Below are 15,214 nucleotides of genomic sequence, written 5' to 3'. Positions count from 1 at the left end.
GGCCATGGATCCGGCCACTGCCGCCCGGTGGAGGGGATTATGCGCTGGCTGGATTACCCGCAATACCTACCGCCCGATCCTTGGCAGTGCAAGCGTGCCCAGGACGGCACTGGTGAAGGAACTCCAAGCCACAGGCGTTGCTCCCGTAGCAGAACCGGCAGGCCACAGGCTCTTCCCGGCGATGGACCGCACTATGCACCGGGGACCCGGATGGGCATTGTCGCTCTCCATGTCCAGCAATCGCATTGCCTGGTACGAATGCGGCAATGGAGAGAACAACCGCGGCTATCACACGGGTTCCGGCATGACCTACTTCTACACGTCCGACCTCGCCCAGTATGATGACGCGTTCTGGGCCACGGCCAACTACAACCGCCTCCCCGGCACCACCGTGGACACCACGCCCTTGCCGGACAAGGTGGAGGGTGAATGGGGCGCTGCGGTCCCGGCCAATGAGTGGAGCGGCGCCACAGCGCTGGGCGAGGTTGCCGCCGTCGGGCAGCATCTGGTGGGGCCGGGCCGCACGGGCTTGTCTGCAAGAAAGTCCTGGTTTGTCAGCGGCGATGTCACCGTATGCCTCGGGGCGGACATCAGAACTGGGTCCGGCGCCCGCGTGGAAACCATCGTTGACCACCGCAACCTCCACCAAGGCAGCAATGCACTCACGACGACGGCAGGCACCATCGCCGGATCGGCTGGCAGCGCTGAGGTACTGAGCGATGGGCGCTGGGTCCATTTGGAGGGTTTCGGAGGCTACGCCATGCTGGACGACTCTCCACTTCACGTGCTTCGGGAAACCCGGTCAGGCAGTTGGGCTGGGGTCAACGTCAACGGCAGTACCACGGTCCACCAGCGTAACTTCGCCACGCTCTACATAGACCACGGCGCCGGATCTGCCCCGGCCAGCTATGCGTATGTGGTGGCGCCAGGGGCCTCGCCGAACCTGACCCAAGAACTGGTGCAGGGAAACAAGTACAGGGTGATCCGCAATGATTCCACAGCGCAATCCGTGGAATTCAAAGCCGCGAAGACCACGGCAGCTACGTTCTGGAAGCCCGGGACAGCAGGGGACTTGGGAGCGTCCGGAGCTGCCTGTGTGGTGTTCTCGAGGCACGGCAACGTCCTCAATCTGGCTTTCAGCGAGCCAACGCAAAAGGCTGCCAGCCTCACACTGACCCTGCCCGAGGGCACGTGGTCCAGCGTGGTGGAGGGTGCCGGCACACTGGGGACAAATGCTGCGGGACAAACCACCCTGACGTTGGACACCGCCGGGCTCAGCGGCCAGACAAAGCTCATCAAGCTCAGCCGCTAGACCCTCGTTGTGAGGCCCGTTCTGCACCCCATTTCGCCCTGAACGGCTGCTAAGCGGGCCTCACAACGCACGCGAAACCTGGGGAACCCCGCTCTTCCTGGCCCCACACGAATCACGGACAACAATGCGTGGCCGCAACCGGATTTGGTACAACGGACATGCGTCGCCTTCGGTCAGCCGACGCAACAGGACATCGGCGGCCATGACGCCCAGTCTGTGCTTGGCCGGCGAGACCGCCGTGAGTGGTATTCGGGCGAGGTCGGCCATTTCGTCGTCGTAAGAAACCAGGGCGAGGTCCTCCGGCACCCGAACCCCGTGCCTGGACGCCGCTCCTTCCAGCAAAGCCGCTTCCCGGTCTCCGAAGACCAAGGCCGCTGTGGCGCCACTTTCTGCCAGCAGCTCGAACATGTGCTCCGCCTGATCGGCTTCCCACTCCGGCTTCGTTGCGCTGAATGCCATGCGCGTGTCGGTCTCCAACCCCAACGCCGCGATGGCAGCCGTATACCCTGCGATGACCGCAGCCTGCGTGGGATTGCTGCTGCGAGCGGCCTCGTTCGCCCGCGTGAGCAGCCCAATCTTTCGGTGACCCAAGCGGTGGAGGTGCATGACGGCGTCGTACGCTCCGCCTTGGTGGTCAGAGCAGACGTGTTCTGTAAGGTCGCCTGGCCCCAAGTCGTCCAGGCTCCGCTCCAGGAGGACAACCGGCACGGGCAAGGCCATGAGCTCGGCAACGCGCTGCTGGGGGTTGGCCAAGCCGGTCAGCGTTGGCACCAGGATGAGGCCATCCACTCCGGCGTCCAGGAGGAACTGGATGCTGGCGTTCTCCCGGGTGAAGTCGTAATGGTACGTGGACAACTGCAGGCTTGCACCGCGGGCGGAGAGATGTTCCTCGATCCCCTGAAGAACGCGCGGGTAATAGAGCTGCGTGTCCGGGAGCAGTACGCCGATGACAAAACGGGAGCGCTTCTGCGCACGCTGGGGTGCGGCGACGAAACTGCCTGCACCTTGCCGCCGGACCACGAGCCCTTTGCCCACAAGGTCCTCGAAGGCCCGCCGCACCGTGGTCAGGGAGAGTCCGGTCTCTGCTGCCAGTTGCTGCTCTGTGGGGAGCTTCGTCCCCACCGCCCACGTACCGGCGATGATGTCCCTGCGGAGGTCGTCACTCAGGTCCTGGAACTTCAAATTGGCCTTGGCCGTGTCTCGAAGTGCTGTGGTACCGGAGTCCGCTTGCGGTTCCTGTTTCCTCTTTGGCATGATCCATCTCCACTTGTGGACAGACAATTTCTCTTATCATGCCCCACAATTTAGAGAGTATTCAGGGAGTAATTTCCTCCCCTCGTGAGTATTTTTATGCTGTTCGGGAATGCTCATTGATTCCTTGCCTTCGCCCTCCGTAGCAATGGAGGGTGTCCAACAAGAAGCCAAATATTCTCTTCATCCTCAGCGACGACCAAGGTGCGTGGGCCCTGGGCTGCGCGGGCAACACCGAGATCCACACCCCACATCTGGATGCCCTCGCTGCCCGTGGGACGCGCTTGGAGAACTTCTTCTGCGTCTCTCCCGTGTGCTCACCAGCGCGCGCCAGCCTGATGACCGGGGAGATCCCCTCACGGCACGGCGTCCACGACTACTTGGCCGGCGTTGAAACGGGACCTGAAGCAGTGGACTACCTCCAAGGGCAAGCACTGTTCACGGATGCCCTGGCCGATGCCGGCTACCGCCTGGGCCTCTCCGGCAAATGGCATCTGGGGGCCAATGACGTTCCGAGGAAAGGCTTCAGCGACTGGTTTGCGTTGGAGGGTGGCGGCAGTCCCTATGACAGCTCGGTGATGTACAGGTTCGACGGCGGCACCAGCCACCAGGAACTGGTCACCGAATACTTGACGGACGCGATTACCCGCGACGCAGTGGGCTTCGTCGATGAGGCTTCGCAGGAATCCGAACCCTTCTTCCTGGCCGTGAACTACACAGCTCCCCACAAGCCGTGGAAGGGCCAGCACCCGCCCGGGTTCGAGGAACTCTACAGCGACTGCGAGTTCGTCAGTTGCCCGCAGGAGGCAATGCACCCATGGACTCCAACCGTGGAGGGTGTCCCAGTCGGCGGCGAGGCGGACGTGCGGGCCGCGTTGGTGGGGTACTTTGCCGCGGTGAGCGCCATGGACGCCGGGATTGGCAAGATCCTGCGCCGCCTGGAGGAACTGGGGATCCGGGACAACACCCTTGTGGTCTTCAGCAGTGATAACGGCTTCAACTGCGGCCACCACGGTATTTGGGGCAAGGGCAACGGGACGTTCCCGCAGAACGTCTACGATTCCTCCGTCAAGGTCCCCGCGATCTTCGCGCTCCCGGGCAGGGTCCAGCAGGGGTTGGTGCTGACGGAGCTGTTGTCCGCTTATGACGTAGCTGCCACCGTGCTGGAGCTAGCGGGCCTGGACTCCCGTCCCTTCGAGCGCGGGCCTGGGCAGTCCTTCTCGGAGCTGTTGCGCGCGCTGCCGGACCCAGCAGGGGACGCTGGCGGTAGGAACCCCGACGGCGGCGGCCCGCCCGCCGCTGCCGGGGACCGCGCCGTCGTGGTCTTTGACGAATACGGACCGGTCCGGATGATTCGCAGCACGGACTGGAAGTATGTGCACCGATTTCCTCATGGTCCCCACGAACTTTACGACCTCGTGGCTGATCCGGGTGAACGCCTCAATCTGGTGGATCTGCCGGCGCATTCAACGCGGGTGGCCGGCATGCGGGCCCAACTGCAGGAATGGTTCCAGCGCCACGCTGCCCCCGGGTTCGATGGCAGCTGGCTTCCGGTAGCCGGCGCAGGCCAGACTGCGTCTGTGCTGGACGATCCCCTGGGGGCATTCACTCCACCCAACTGGGTTGGCACAGCCGCAGCCGGCCACGCCTTCTAGGGGACTTCGCTCAGGATCCGAGCGGTATTCGTGGCATCGCGGGACGCGTTGAGAACCACGGGGTTGCCTGATGTGGCTGCCTCGTAGGACGCCAGGACTACCTCGACGATGTGGCGGGCGTGGTCGACGCTGACTTTCGGTGTTCCGCCGTCGAGTACTGTGACGAAGTCCTGCAACTGCAGGAAGAAGCCTTGCTGGATATCCTCCGGCTGTGGCTCCCACACGGTGCGGGTGGCACCATTGCTGCGGACCAACGTTCCGTTGTGTGGGCTGCAGGAAATGGTGCCGTGTTCGCACACGACAAGGACCTCGTCCACGCGTTGGGCAGCATCGGACACCACCGAGATGCTGACGTGGACTCCGTTTCTGAGCGTCAGCGCGATGGCACCGTCGGTTTCTACGGGAACACCGAAGCGATTGAGGGTGGAGGCGTTCAACGAGCCAACTGCGGCGCCACCAAACCAGATGGAGCGGTCAAGGCAGTGGCCGCCGATGTTCATGAGTGCGCCACCACCAGCCATGGCCTCGCTGAAGAACCAGTCCGGACGGCTCCCGGGACGGTAGTCGGTAGTCCTGTAATCGCGGATCATCAGGACACGGCCGAGTTCTCCGCTCGCCAGCACCTCCTCCGCCGCCAGCTTCTCCGGAAGGAAATGCTGAATCTGGCCGATCACCAAGGCCACTCCGGCCTTGTCACAGGCACGGATCATGCGATCACAGTCGGCGACCGTGGTGGCCATGGGCTTTTCCACCAGCACGTGTAACCCGTGGTCCGCTGCGGCCACCACCATCTCGAGGTGCAGTGCATGCGGAGTATTGATGATGACCGCGTGCAGGCCAGCCTCACGGAACATGGCCCGATAGTCCCCATAGACGGAAGCCCCCCATGGCGATGCGACCCTCTGTGCGGCTTCATCCCGCAGGTCGCAGACGGCGGCCAACTCCACGTTGCTGATCCGCGCTGCGGATGCTGCATGGAAGTGTGCCACGGCGCCCGCGCCAATGATCCCAAGTCGTATCAATTTCCCTCTTTAGCTCGGAGCCGGAGCGCGGGCCCGTTTGATCGGAACACCGCGCAGGTCTCCTCGATTGTTGGGCAGCCTGAAAAGAGGAATAAATGCCTAATTGGGCCGGACTCACCTGAGGTACGCCGGGGATGCCAAACCATCATCGAAACTTTCCAAAATACTCATTGAATCCTGCTTTCGGGGGCTGTGAGAGTCGTCTCACTGAACCGCATCCGGCTGGTTCCCCCTCACTCGAAAGGTGATTCCCATGGGCAAAACAGCCCGTCATCTTCGCCCGCTGGCCGCCCTGTTGGGTGCAGCGCTTGCCTTGTCCACCACTGCTTGCGGCGGAGCCACCGATGCCTCCCCGGCCGCCGAAGCCGTGGATATTTCCGGGTCCATTTCCGGCCAGACAATCAACTATTGGTCGATGTGGAAGGACGGCGAACCTCAGCAAAAGGTCATCGCCACTGCCATCGCGGACTTCGAAAAAGAAACCGGAGCCAAAGTCAGCGTCCAATGGCAGGGACGAAGCAACACCGAAAAGCTCGTCCCCGCGCTGAACACCAACAACGTCCCGGACCTGGTGGACGGAACGCTCGCCAAGCTCGCTCCGGTGATCGGCGAAACCGGGCAGGCCAGCCCCCTGACGTCCGTCTACTCGTACGAGCTGGATGGGAAGACCGTCAGCTCAGTGATCCCGGAGAAGTTCACCAGCAACGGCGTCTTCAAGGGAGAAGACGGACAGCCTTGGATGGTTCCCTACAGCATCAGCTCCGACGGCATCTGGTTCGATGCCGCCAAACACCCGGAGCTCAAAGCCACGCCGCCCGCCACCTGGGATGAATTTATTGAGGTCCTGGACAAGCTGAAGGCCGGTGGAACAGCACCCATTGCCGCGGACGGTGACATCGCCGGCTACAACTCCACATGGTTCGTCACCGCGCTGCTCCGGCTCAAAGGTGCAGGCAGCTTCAAGGCCCTCGCCGAAGACAAGTCCGGTGAAGGGTGGGACGATCCCGCTGTCCTTGAAGCAGCCCAAAAGGTGGAAACCCTGGTTAAGGGCGGATACCTCAACAGTGGCTACAACGCCAGCAAGTTCCCGGCGCAACAGCAGCTCTGGGCGAACGGCGATGCGGCACTGATCCTCAACGGCTCATGGACGCCCACGGAAACCGGCTCATATGCCGCACCCGGCTTCGAATATTCCTCCTTCCAGTTCCCGGCCATCGGCGGCAAGCCAGCCAGTGCCCGCGTGGACTTCATTGGCTTCGCTGTTCCAGCAAAATCCAAGAACCAGGTTCCTGCCCAGCGACTTGCGGCGTACCTGCTGGGCGCCAAGTACCAGAACGCCCTCGGAACGGACGCGAAGGTGCTGCCGGTGAGGCAGGACGCACCGGTGGACCCCGCCGTCGCAAGCGTCAAAGCCGCCATCGACGCCGCTCCGGCCACGCACCTGCAGAACGACGGCGTGACGTTCCCCGGTTACACCGAGAAAGTCTTCTTCCCCAGGGACGATGAACTGTTCCTTGGAAAGACCACAGCCGCAGAGTTCGTGGCCAAGATGAAGGAAGCCCAGATCCAGTACTGGAAGGACAACGGCTGATGTCCGTGGGTCTGAAGGAGCCACGCGCCAGGAAAGCGGCACTGCAGAATCCGGCCTCCCGCAATCCAGTGGCCACAAGGGCATCAGCTCAAGGCCGCCGGCCGGGAAGTTCCATTGACGTGCAGCGCAAGAAACTGCTGATTCCCTTCGTGGGTCCGGCATTCGTCTTGTACACCGTCCTCTTCATCGTCCCCGCCCTGGGCGCAGTCTGGATCAGCCTCCACAAGTGGGCAGGTTCCGGACCCATGAAATTCGTGGGGCTGGACAATTACGGCCGGATTTTCCGGGACCCGCTGTTCCTGTCATCGTTCGGCAACACCCTGCTTCTGCTGTTCGTGGTGGGAGCCGCGATCTTCATACTCGCTTTTGCCATGACGCTCGTCCTCCGGGACATGGCAGGGAAGAAAGTGGTCCGTAACGTCATCTTCTTCCCGCACCTCATCAACGCGCTCGTGTTCGGCGTCCTGGCAGGCTTCATCTTCAACCCGGGCGGCATGGTGAACAGCATCCTGGCACCTCTTGGTGTGACGGATCCGCCAAAGTGGCTGGCGCAGGACAACATCTTCCCGCTCATCATGGTCACGCTGGTCTGCACTACCACCGGCTACTTCACCACCATCCTGATGGCCGGCGTCGACCGTATTCCGCCTTACTACTACGAGGACTGTGCGCTGGCAGGGGCCACCGCGTTCCAGAGGCTGCGGTATGTCATCCTCCCGCTGACCTGGGACGTCTTCGGCACCTGTGCCGTGCTGTGGACCATCTCGTCGGTGAAGATCTTCGAGATCGTCTGGGTCTTCGGTGGAAGTTCCGGGGCCGGGGTGCCGCCAACCCAGAGCTGGACGGCCGCCGTCTACACCTACGTCAACGCCTTCTCCGGACAGTCCACGCCGGCCTATGGAGCCGCAACGGCCTCTGCCGTGTTGTCCCTGGCGCTGATCTCCATCCTGGTTGTCCTGCTGCGCCGCGCAATGCGTCGCGACGCCGTCGAGTTCTAAAGGAAATGTCATGAGCGAATACAAACTGCTGGGACCCATGGCTACCACCCGCAGGCGGGGACGCCGGGGCGTCAGTCCCGCGTTGCGCGGCGAGCGCAGCGTGGTCCGTGGCATCGGGGTGGGTCTGCTGTGGTTGGTGGTCGCGATCAGCATCGCGGCACTGGTGTGGATGGTGGCACAGGCATTTCGGGATACCCGTGCCATTCTTGATGACCCTTGGGGGGTGCCGTCGTCCCTGGACTTCGGCAACTTCGTGCGGGCCTGGACGGTGGGAGACTTCGCGGTGGCCACATGGAACAGCCTGCTGACCACGGTGGTGTCCTCGGTCCTGACGGTCGCCATCGCCGCGCCGTGTGCCTACTACCTGAGCCGTGTGGACAACAGGCTGACCCGCGGTCTGAGCCTCTACTTCATCCTGGGCCTGGGTATTCCGGCGCAGGTCATTCTGATTCCACTCTTCGTCATGCTGAACAAGGTGTATCTCACGGACAGCATCATCGGATTGAACCTCGTCTACATTGGGGTTTCCATGCCCTTCACGGTCTTCCTGCTGACCGCCTTCTTCCGTTCCCTCCCCCTGGAGATGGAAGAAGCCGCAGCCCTGGACGGGACCACGGCCTTCGGAACGTTTTGGCGCATCACCCTGCCCTTGGCCAAGGGAGGCATCCTCACAGCCTTCATCCTCCAGGTCATCTCGCACTGGAACGAAACCCTTCTGGCCTTGACCCTGCTGCAATCCACTGAGAAGTACACGCTCCCGGTAGCGCTGATTTCGTTCGTGCAGCAGCAGACTTACTCGGGCGCTGACTGGGGCGGGCTGTTTGCCGGCCTTGTGATGGTTGTGCTGCCCATGCTGGTTATCTACGTGTGGCTGGGCAGGCGCCTCACCGAGGGACTGACGCTGGGGATGGGCAAGTAGCCCCCGACGCCGGGGCTACCGCGGACTTTTGTCGATCACGCAGAAGCGGTTGCCGTCCGGGTCAGCGAGGACCACGAAGTCCGGATCCTCGGGGTACAGGTCCCAGTCAACTCGTTGGGCGCCGAGCCCGATGAGCCGCTCCACCTCGGCAGCCTGGTCATCCGCGTAGAGGTCAAGGTGAGTGCGGGGGTGATCCTGTACCGGTGTTTCACTGAGCATGAGGGCCAGTTGGGGTCCGGTGCCTGACGCCGGTACCAGGATCACCCACGTGTCATCGCCCGGTTCCCGTGGGACGTATCCAAGGGCTTGGTGCCAGAACCGGGTGGCGCGGGCCATGTCATTGATGCCCAGGACTGTGCTGCCGATAGTCAACATGGGGCCAGCGTAGCGGCGGTGCCCTGGCATGTCTTGTCCATTGCGCAGCACCAGTGCCACAGTGAACCATGGCCACAGAAGACGATATCCGGCGCATCTGCCTGGGCATGCCCGGTGTAAGTGAGCGTCCCAGTTGGGGACAGCCCGCCTGGTTCGCAAAGACCCTCATGGCCCGCATCTGGGAAGAAGGCGTGGGCACCGTCAAAACCGATGAACGCGAAGCGCTCGCAGCCATGAATCCGGATACCTTCTTCTGGACCCCACATCACGACCAATCCCCGCAACTCATGCTGATCCGGCTCGAGCGAATCGACACGGACGAGTTGGATGAGCTGCTGCAGGAGTCGTACCGAATCGCCGGCGGCCCAGGCAAACCCAACTGAGTAACAGCAAACGTCCCATTGAGCGCTCAGTAGAACATGTGCTGTTACCCAGTTGGTTGCGGGCGGTCGGGCTAGACTCGGCCGCATGGGGGATCACAACACACTTGGGGAACACAACACACCGCAGCCTGCCCGCAAACTGGCAGCCGCCGTCGTGCCTTTGCTGGGGTTAATCGCCGTGGTTGTGGGCGTGATCGTGGCGTGGAACGGCATGAATGACCAGATTGGCTGGTTTGCCTACGCGCCACTGAGCGACAGTGTGTTCGTGGGGGACAACGGCTCCTTCGTGAGTAAAGGGACCCAGCTCGGCTTGGCCGTGGCGGGGGTTGGCCTGTTGGTCCTCGCGTTCTGGGCGGGACTCGCCGTCGGCCGTCGCAGAAGCCACCCAGAGCGCTGAGTTCGCCGCAGAAACGCGAAATCGCCGGAAAGCTCCAGGCGAACTGGCAGCGTTCCGGCGATCTCGGCGCAAGCAAACAACAGACTAGGTGAGCTTCACCTGGCGGTTCATGTCCTTGTAGAGCAGGTAACGGAACTCGCCCGGACCGCCGGCGTAGCAAGCCTGGGGGCAGAACGCGCGCAGCCACATGAAGTCGCCGGCCTCCACCTCAACCCAGTCGTTGTTGAGCAGGTACATGGCCTTGCCCTCAAGCACGTACAGGCCGTGCTCCATGACGTGGGTCTCCGGGAAGGGGATCACACCGCCGGGCTGGAAGGTGACGATGTTGACCTGCATGTCGTGCGCGAGGTCGCTGGAGTCCGTGAAGCGCGTGGTCTTCCAGACGTCGTCGGTGTCCGGCATGGAGGTGGGCTCCACGTCCTTCTCGTTGGTGACGAAGGACTTGGCTTCGAACCCTTCGAGCCGCTCGTAGGCCTTGCGGATCCAGTGGAAGGACACGATGTCGTCGGAAACGTTCTCCAAGCCCCACTCTGCACCGGCAGCGAGGTAGGCGTAGCCACCCTCTTCGAGGTGGTGCAGTTCGCCGTCGAGGGTCAGGTTCACCTGGCCCTTGGTGACGAAGATGACGCCTTCAACGCCGGCCTCGAACTCGGCCTTGGGAGCCCCGCCGCCCGGCGCGATCTCCACGATCAGCTGCGAGAACGTGGTGGCGAAACCGGAGATCGGCCGCGCGATGATCCATGACCGCGTGTTGGAGAAACCCGGCAGGTTGCTGGTGACGATGTCCGTCATCACGCCCTTGGGGATCACCGTGTACGCCTCGGTGACGATTGCGCGTTCCGTGGTGAGTTGGGTCTGCGGCGGCAGGCCGCCCTGTGGGTAGTAGTACTTGCCCATGCGAGATGCTCCTATCAGTGCGAAGTTGGTTGCGCGAGCCGCGGGTGCGCCAGTGCGGTCAGCTGTGAAAGTTCGACGCCGGCAAGCGCCTTGACCTCGTCGGTCCCCACTGCGCCGCACTGGACGCCGCGGAGGACGAAGCCTGCCAGTGCGCGGGCCGTGGCGGGCTCGTCCATGACGCCGCCTTCGGTGCGTTCCACGTAGTTGCGGAGGCGCAGGGCCGCTGCGGGCAGGCCTTCGCGGTAGAAAGCGTACGACGCCGAGAAGCGGCTGGGCAGTTGGGCGGCGTGGAGATCCCAGCCCTGGTAGTAGCCGTTTTCCAGGGAACGGCGGACCAACCGGCCGTGCAGTTTCCAGGCGTCTTCAACGGCGTCGCCCACGGGGATGATGTTGGTGGAACCATCGGACAGGCGGATGCCCGTTCCCGCAACAGCGAGCTGCATGACTTCCTTGGCGAAGTCGGCCACCGGGTGCTCCATGGACTGGTATTCCGCGGAGATTCCCAGCGAGGCGCTGTAGTCGTAGGTCCCGTAGTGCAGGGCGCTGATACGGCCCGGAACCACGTGGGGGAGCTGGGCTACAGGCGAGGTTCCGTCCGCGCCGATGATGAGCTGCGGAGTTTCCACCTGGACCTCAAAGCGAAGCCGGCCAGCGGGGAGTCCCAGGACTTCCTCCAGCCGGGACACTGCGAAGTCCATGGCCTGCACCTGGGCCACCGTGGTGACCTTGGGCAGGGTGAGGATCAAGCCGGCAGGGAGTTCCCCGGCAGCAGCCAACGTCGACACAAACAGATCCAGTGTCCGCAGGCCACGGGCCCGGGTGGGGGCCTCGAAGCACTTGAAGCGGATGCCGATGAACGGCGGAGCTGTCCCTGCCGCAACTGCAGCGGCAACAGCGTTGGCGGCAGCAACGGCGTCGGCGTCTTCTGCCTCGTCGCCGCGGTCACCGTAACCGTCTTCGAAGTCCAGGCGGAGGTCCTCGATCGGCTCAGCCGAAAGCTTTGCAGCAACCCGTTCGGCAACAGCAGCAGCCAAGTGAGGCTCCTGGCCCAACAGCTGACCCAGCTTTTCCAGGCCGCCGTGGGCTTCCGCCGTCGCGAGGGCCTGGGCGCCCCACTCAGCTGCGAGAGCTGGTGTGAAGCGGTCAGCCGGGATGTAGACGGTGTGGATGGGCTGTCGTGAGCCGTCGTCGCCAGGGTAGTTCCGGTCGAGCAGCTGGTCCGTCGCGGCAAGCTGCGACTCGATGTGGGCCAGATCGGATGCAGAGAATGAGCCCATCTCAGCCCACCAGCTCATACGCGGGCGTGGTGAGGAAGTCGGTGTAATCGTCGGACAAACAGATGTCCTCGATCAGCTTCGACGCCGGCTCGTAGTACTTGGTGAAGTTCTCGTCGCCGAATTCGATGCGCAGGCGCTCGGTCTCTTCGCCCAGGATCCGGGTGACGAGTTCGCGGGTCACGGTGTTGCCCGTGTCCGCGAGCACTGACTTGTTACGGATCTGCTGCCAGACCTGCGAGCGGGAGATCTCCGCGGTTGCGGCATCCTCCATGAGGTTGTGGATGGCCACGGCACCGCTGCCGGAGATCCACACGCCCGTGTAAGCGACGGCGACGTACAGGTTCAGCCGCAGGCCGGCTTCGGTGACGTGGCCTTCGGCGGAGGCGACGTCGATCAGCTGCTCAGCCGTGACGCTCACCTCGGGGCGCTGCTTGTCCAGCTGGTTGGGACGGTCGCCCAGCACGGAATCGAACACTTCGCGGCACGTGGGAACCAGGTCCGGGTGGGCCACCCAGGAACCGTCAAAGCCATCGTTTGCTTCGCGGGTCTTGTCGGCGCGGACCTTGTCGAAGGCTGCGGCGGTGACGTCGGGCTGCTTGCGGTTGGGGATGACGGCGGCCATGCCACCCATGGCGAAGGCGCCGCGCTTGTGGCAGGTCTTGACCAGGAGTTCGGTGTAGGCCCGCATGAACGGTGCCGTCATGGCAACGGTGGCGCGGTCCGGGAGGACGAACTCTTCGCCGGCATCACGGAAGTACTTGATGATGCTGAAGAGGTAGTCCCAACGGCCGGCGTTCAGGCCCGAGGCGTGATCGCGCAGTTCGTAGAGGATCTCGTCCATCTCGAACGCCGCCGGGATGGTTTCGATGAGCACCGTGGCGCGGACGCTGCCCTGCGGGATGCCGAGGAAATCCTGGGCGAAGACGAAGACGTCGTTCCAGAGGCGTGCCTCCAGGTGGCTCTCCATCTTGGGCAGGTAGTAGTACGGGCCGTGGCCGTTGAGGAGCAGCTGCTTGGCGATGTGGAAGAAGTGCAGGCCGAAGTCCACCAACGCACCCACGGCGGGTTCGCCGTCGATCAGCAGGTGGCGTTCTTCCATGTGCCAGCCGCGGGGGCGGGCGACAACGACAGCCAGGGGAGCGTCCGTGCGAAGTCGGTATTCCTTGCCTTCCGGCGAGGTGTAGCTCAGGGTTCCCTGGGCGGCGTCGCGAAGGTTGAGGATGGCGTCGATGACGTTGGGCCACGTGGGCGTGCTGGCATCTTCGAGGTCCGCCAGCCACACCTTGGCGCCGGAGTTCAGGGCGTTGATGGCCATCTTGGCCGGGGTTGCCGGGCCGGTCATTTCGACCCGGCGGTCCTGCAAGGCTGCCGGTGCCTCGGCGACCTTCCAGTCGCCGTCGCGGATATCCTGGGTCTCCGGGAGGAAGTCCAGGCGGGACGTGTCGGCAACCTTCTGGCGCTTGACTTTACGGGCTTCAAGGAGGTCGTTGCGGGTGCCGGCGAAGCGCCTGTGCAGTTCCTCGACGAAGGCCAGTGCCTTGGGAGTGAGGATTTCCTCGGCGCGATCGATCGGCCGGGGATCGGTGACTGTGATAGCCATGTGAGCGGATTCCTTTTTTCTAGAGTGCGCTGGCGGCGTTGGCATGCGCAGCTGCTGCTACGGCACTGGCCACATCGGCGGCAACATGGGGATCGAAGACGCTGGGGATAATGTAACTCGCGTTCAGCTCATCGTCAGCTACCCGGTTGGCAATGGCCTCGGCTGCGGCCACCAGCATGTTCGGCGTAATGTCCGATGCACCGGCGTCCAACAGGCCCCGGAAGAAGCCCGGGAAGGCCAGCACGTTGTTGATCTGGTTCGGGAAGTCGCTGCGGCCGGTGGCAACCACGGCTGCGTGCTTGGACGCAACAACGGGGTCGATTTCCGGCGTCGGGTTGGCCATGGCGAACACGATTGCATCCTCGGCCATGGAGGCCACCTGCTCTTCGCCGATCACGTGCGGGGCACTGACGCCGATGAAGACGTCCGCTCCCTTGAGGGCGTCGTGCAGGGTTCCGGAGAAGCCTTCTTCATTGGTGTTCGCGGCAATCCAGCTGCGGTGCTCGTCGCCATATTCCTCGCCGGAGTGGATGGCGCCGGAGCGGCCGGCGGCGATGATGTGCTGCGCGCCCTGGGCCTTGAGGAGCTGGATGATGGCCGAGCCGGCAGCGCCGACGCCCGAAACCACGATCTTGACCTCGGAGAGCTTCTTGTCCACCACGCGGAGGGCGTTAACAAGGGCAGCCAGCGTGACGATCGCTGTGCCGTGCTGGTCATCGTGGAAGACGGGGATGTCGAGTTCTTCGCGGAGGCGGTTCTCGATCTCGAAACAACGCGGTGCGGCGATGTCTTCGAGGTTGATGCCGCCGTAGACGGGGGCCATGGCCTTGGCGATCATGATGATTTCTTCGGTGTCCTGGGTGTCCAGGCAGACCGGCCAGGCGTCAACGTTGGCGAACTGCTTGAAGAGTGCTGCCTTGCCTTCCATCACGGGAAGTGCGGCGGCGGGGCCGATGTTGCCCAGGCCCAGCACGGCCGAGCCGTCGGTGAGGACGGCGATGGTGTTGCGCTTGACGGTCAGGTTGCGGGCTGCGGCCGGGTCTTCGGCAATGGCCATGCAAACACGCGCGACGCCGGGAGTGTAGGCGCGTGAAAGATCATCACGGTTGCGCAGGGCTACCTTGGGGACGACTTCGAGCTTGCCGCCGAGGTGCATGAGGAAGGTGCGGTCAGAGACGTGCTGGACGGTGACGCCGTCGAGGGCGTTCAGGGCGTCCTTCACGCGGGCTGCATGGTCGTCGTCGGTGGTGTTGCACGTGACGTCAACAACGATCGTCTCGTGGTGGGATTCCGTGACGTCCAGGGCGGTGATTGCTGCACCGGCTGCGCCGACGGCTGCTGCCAGTTCGCTGGTAGCGGTGAAGCTCGACGGTGCGGCGACGCGCAGGGTGATCGAGTTTCCGGGGCTCGGATTCGCCATTGAAATTCCTCCTGTAAGGCCCGTTCCCGGGCCGCCGTTCCAAACTGAATGTTTTCGTATTATGGATATTATTATCTACAAAGTGGAAACACAACCCCCTCGCTTGGTCATGTTCGG

The 15,214-nt window shown here is 63.4% G+C and carries 14 protein-coding genes; 7 read left to right on the top strand and 7 right to left on the bottom strand.

What is annotated here, in order from left to right:
- Positions 1-4 precede the first annotated feature (4 nt).
- The gene (locus tag WBN73_RS06865) at positions 5-1,312 is read left to right on the top strand and encodes a polysaccharide lyase family 8 super-sandwich domain-containing protein (protein ID WP_443193283.1); all 1,308 of its coding nucleotides are present in this window, start codon (positions 5-7) and stop codon (positions 1,310-1,312) included.
- A gap of 60 nt (positions 1,313-1,372) precedes the next feature.
- On the opposite strand, the gene WBN73_RS06860 is transcribed toward WBN73_RS06865, so the two are convergent.
- Positions 1,373-2,566: a GntR family transcriptional regulator gene (locus WBN73_RS06860; protein WP_280623528.1), complete on the bottom strand. Its 1,194-nt coding sequence runs from the start codon at positions 2,564-2,566 to the stop codon at positions 1,373-1,375.
- A 152-nt stretch (positions 2,567-2,718) separates the two neighbouring features.
- Between WBN73_RS06860 and WBN73_RS06855 the strand changes: the two genes are divergently transcribed.
- Positions 2,719-4,218 carry a sulfatase-like hydrolase/transferase gene (locus WBN73_RS06855; RefSeq protein ID WP_337340017.1) on the top strand — a complete coding sequence of 500 codons (1,500 nt, stop codon included), beginning with the start codon at positions 2,719-2,721 and terminating at the stop codon, positions 4,216-4,218.
- On the opposite strand, the gene WBN73_RS06850 is transcribed toward WBN73_RS06855, so the two are convergent.
- A complete protein-coding gene (locus WBN73_RS06850) occupies positions 4,215-5,240 on the bottom strand; it encodes a Gfo/Idh/MocA family protein (RefSeq protein WP_337340018.1) in 1,026 nt (341 codons plus the stop codon). The genes WBN73_RS06855 and WBN73_RS06850 overlap by 4 nt on opposite strands.
- Positions 5,241-5,493: 253 nt before the next feature.
- Between WBN73_RS06850 and WBN73_RS06845 the strand changes: the two genes are divergently transcribed.
- From WBN73_RS06845 to WBN73_RS06835, 3 genes are read left to right on the top strand one after another with little or no spacing between them, the layout of a single operon-like run.
- The gene (locus WBN73_RS06845; RefSeq protein WP_337340019.1) at positions 5,494-6,831 is read left to right on the top strand and encodes a sugar ABC transporter substrate-binding protein; all 1,338 of its coding nucleotides are present in this window, start codon (positions 5,494-5,496) and stop codon (positions 6,829-6,831) included.
- Positions 6,831-7,829, top strand: a complete 999-nt coding sequence (locus WBN73_RS06840; RefSeq protein WP_207594715.1) for a carbohydrate ABC transporter permease — start codon at positions 6,831-6,833, stop codon at positions 7,827-7,829. The genes WBN73_RS06845 and WBN73_RS06840 overlap by 1 nt, the downstream gene beginning before the upstream one ends.
- A 10-nt stretch (positions 7,830-7,839) precedes the next feature.
- The gene (locus tag WBN73_RS06835) at positions 7,840-8,748 is read left to right on the top strand and encodes a carbohydrate ABC transporter permease (protein WP_207594714.1); all 909 of its coding nucleotides are present in this window, start codon (positions 7,840-7,842) and stop codon (positions 8,746-8,748) included.
- A 15-nt stretch (positions 8,749-8,763) separates the two neighbouring features.
- On the opposite strand, the gene WBN73_RS06830 is transcribed toward WBN73_RS06835, so the two are convergent.
- The gene (locus tag WBN73_RS06830) at positions 8,764-9,123 is read right to left on the bottom strand and encodes a VOC family protein (protein WP_337340020.1); all 360 of its coding nucleotides are present in this window, start codon (positions 9,121-9,123) and stop codon (positions 8,764-8,766) included.
- A 68-nt stretch (positions 9,124-9,191) separates the two neighbouring features.
- On the opposite strand from WBN73_RS06830, the gene WBN73_RS06825 reads away from it, so the two are divergent.
- The gene (locus WBN73_RS06825; RefSeq protein ID WP_337340021.1) at positions 9,192-9,506 is read left to right on the top strand and encodes an MmcQ/YjbR family DNA-binding protein; all 315 of its coding nucleotides are present in this window, start codon (positions 9,192-9,194) and stop codon (positions 9,504-9,506) included.
- An 85-nt stretch (positions 9,507-9,591) separates the two neighbouring features.
- A complete protein-coding gene (locus WBN73_RS06820) occupies positions 9,592-9,903 on the top strand; it encodes a hypothetical protein (protein WP_337340022.1) in 312 nt (103 codons plus the stop codon).
- Positions 9,904-9,987: 84 nt separating this feature from the next.
- On the opposite strand, the gene WBN73_RS06815 is transcribed toward WBN73_RS06820, so the two are convergent.
- The 4 genes from WBN73_RS06815 to WBN73_RS06800 are packed head-to-tail and all read right to left on the bottom strand — an operon-like array spanning position 9,988 to position 15,097.
- Positions 9,988-10,800, bottom strand: coding sequence for a bifunctional allantoicase/(S)-ureidoglycine aminohydrolase (locus WBN73_RS06815; protein WP_011776030.1), 813 nt, complete (start codon positions 10,798-10,800; stop codon positions 9,988-9,990).
- Between the two features lie 14 nt (positions 10,801-10,814).
- Positions 10,815-12,077, bottom strand: coding sequence for a DUF6986 family protein (locus WBN73_RS06810; protein WP_337340023.1), 1,263 nt, complete (start codon positions 12,075-12,077; stop codon positions 10,815-10,817).
- A gap of 1 nt (position 12,078) precedes the next feature.
- Positions 12,079-13,677, bottom strand: a complete 1,599-nt coding sequence (gene aceB, locus WBN73_RS06805) for a malate synthase A (protein ID WP_207594704.1) — start codon at positions 13,675-13,677, stop codon at positions 12,079-12,081.
- A 19-nt stretch (positions 13,678-13,696) separates the two neighbouring features.
- Positions 13,697-15,097, bottom strand: coding sequence for an NAD-dependent malic enzyme (locus WBN73_RS06800; RefSeq protein WP_280623519.1), 1,401 nt, complete (start codon positions 15,095-15,097; stop codon positions 13,697-13,699).
- Between the last annotated feature and the right edge of the window lie 117 nt (positions 15,098-15,214).

The organism is Paenarthrobacter sp. CCNWLY172 (genome assembly GCF_037402035.1).
In the GTDB taxonomy this organism is placed as follows: Bacteria; Actinomycetota; Actinomycetes; order Actinomycetales; family Micrococcaceae; genus Arthrobacter.
The sequence above is the reverse complement of the archived record's forward strand: the minus strand, read 5'-3'. Positions and strand labels throughout refer to the sequence as shown.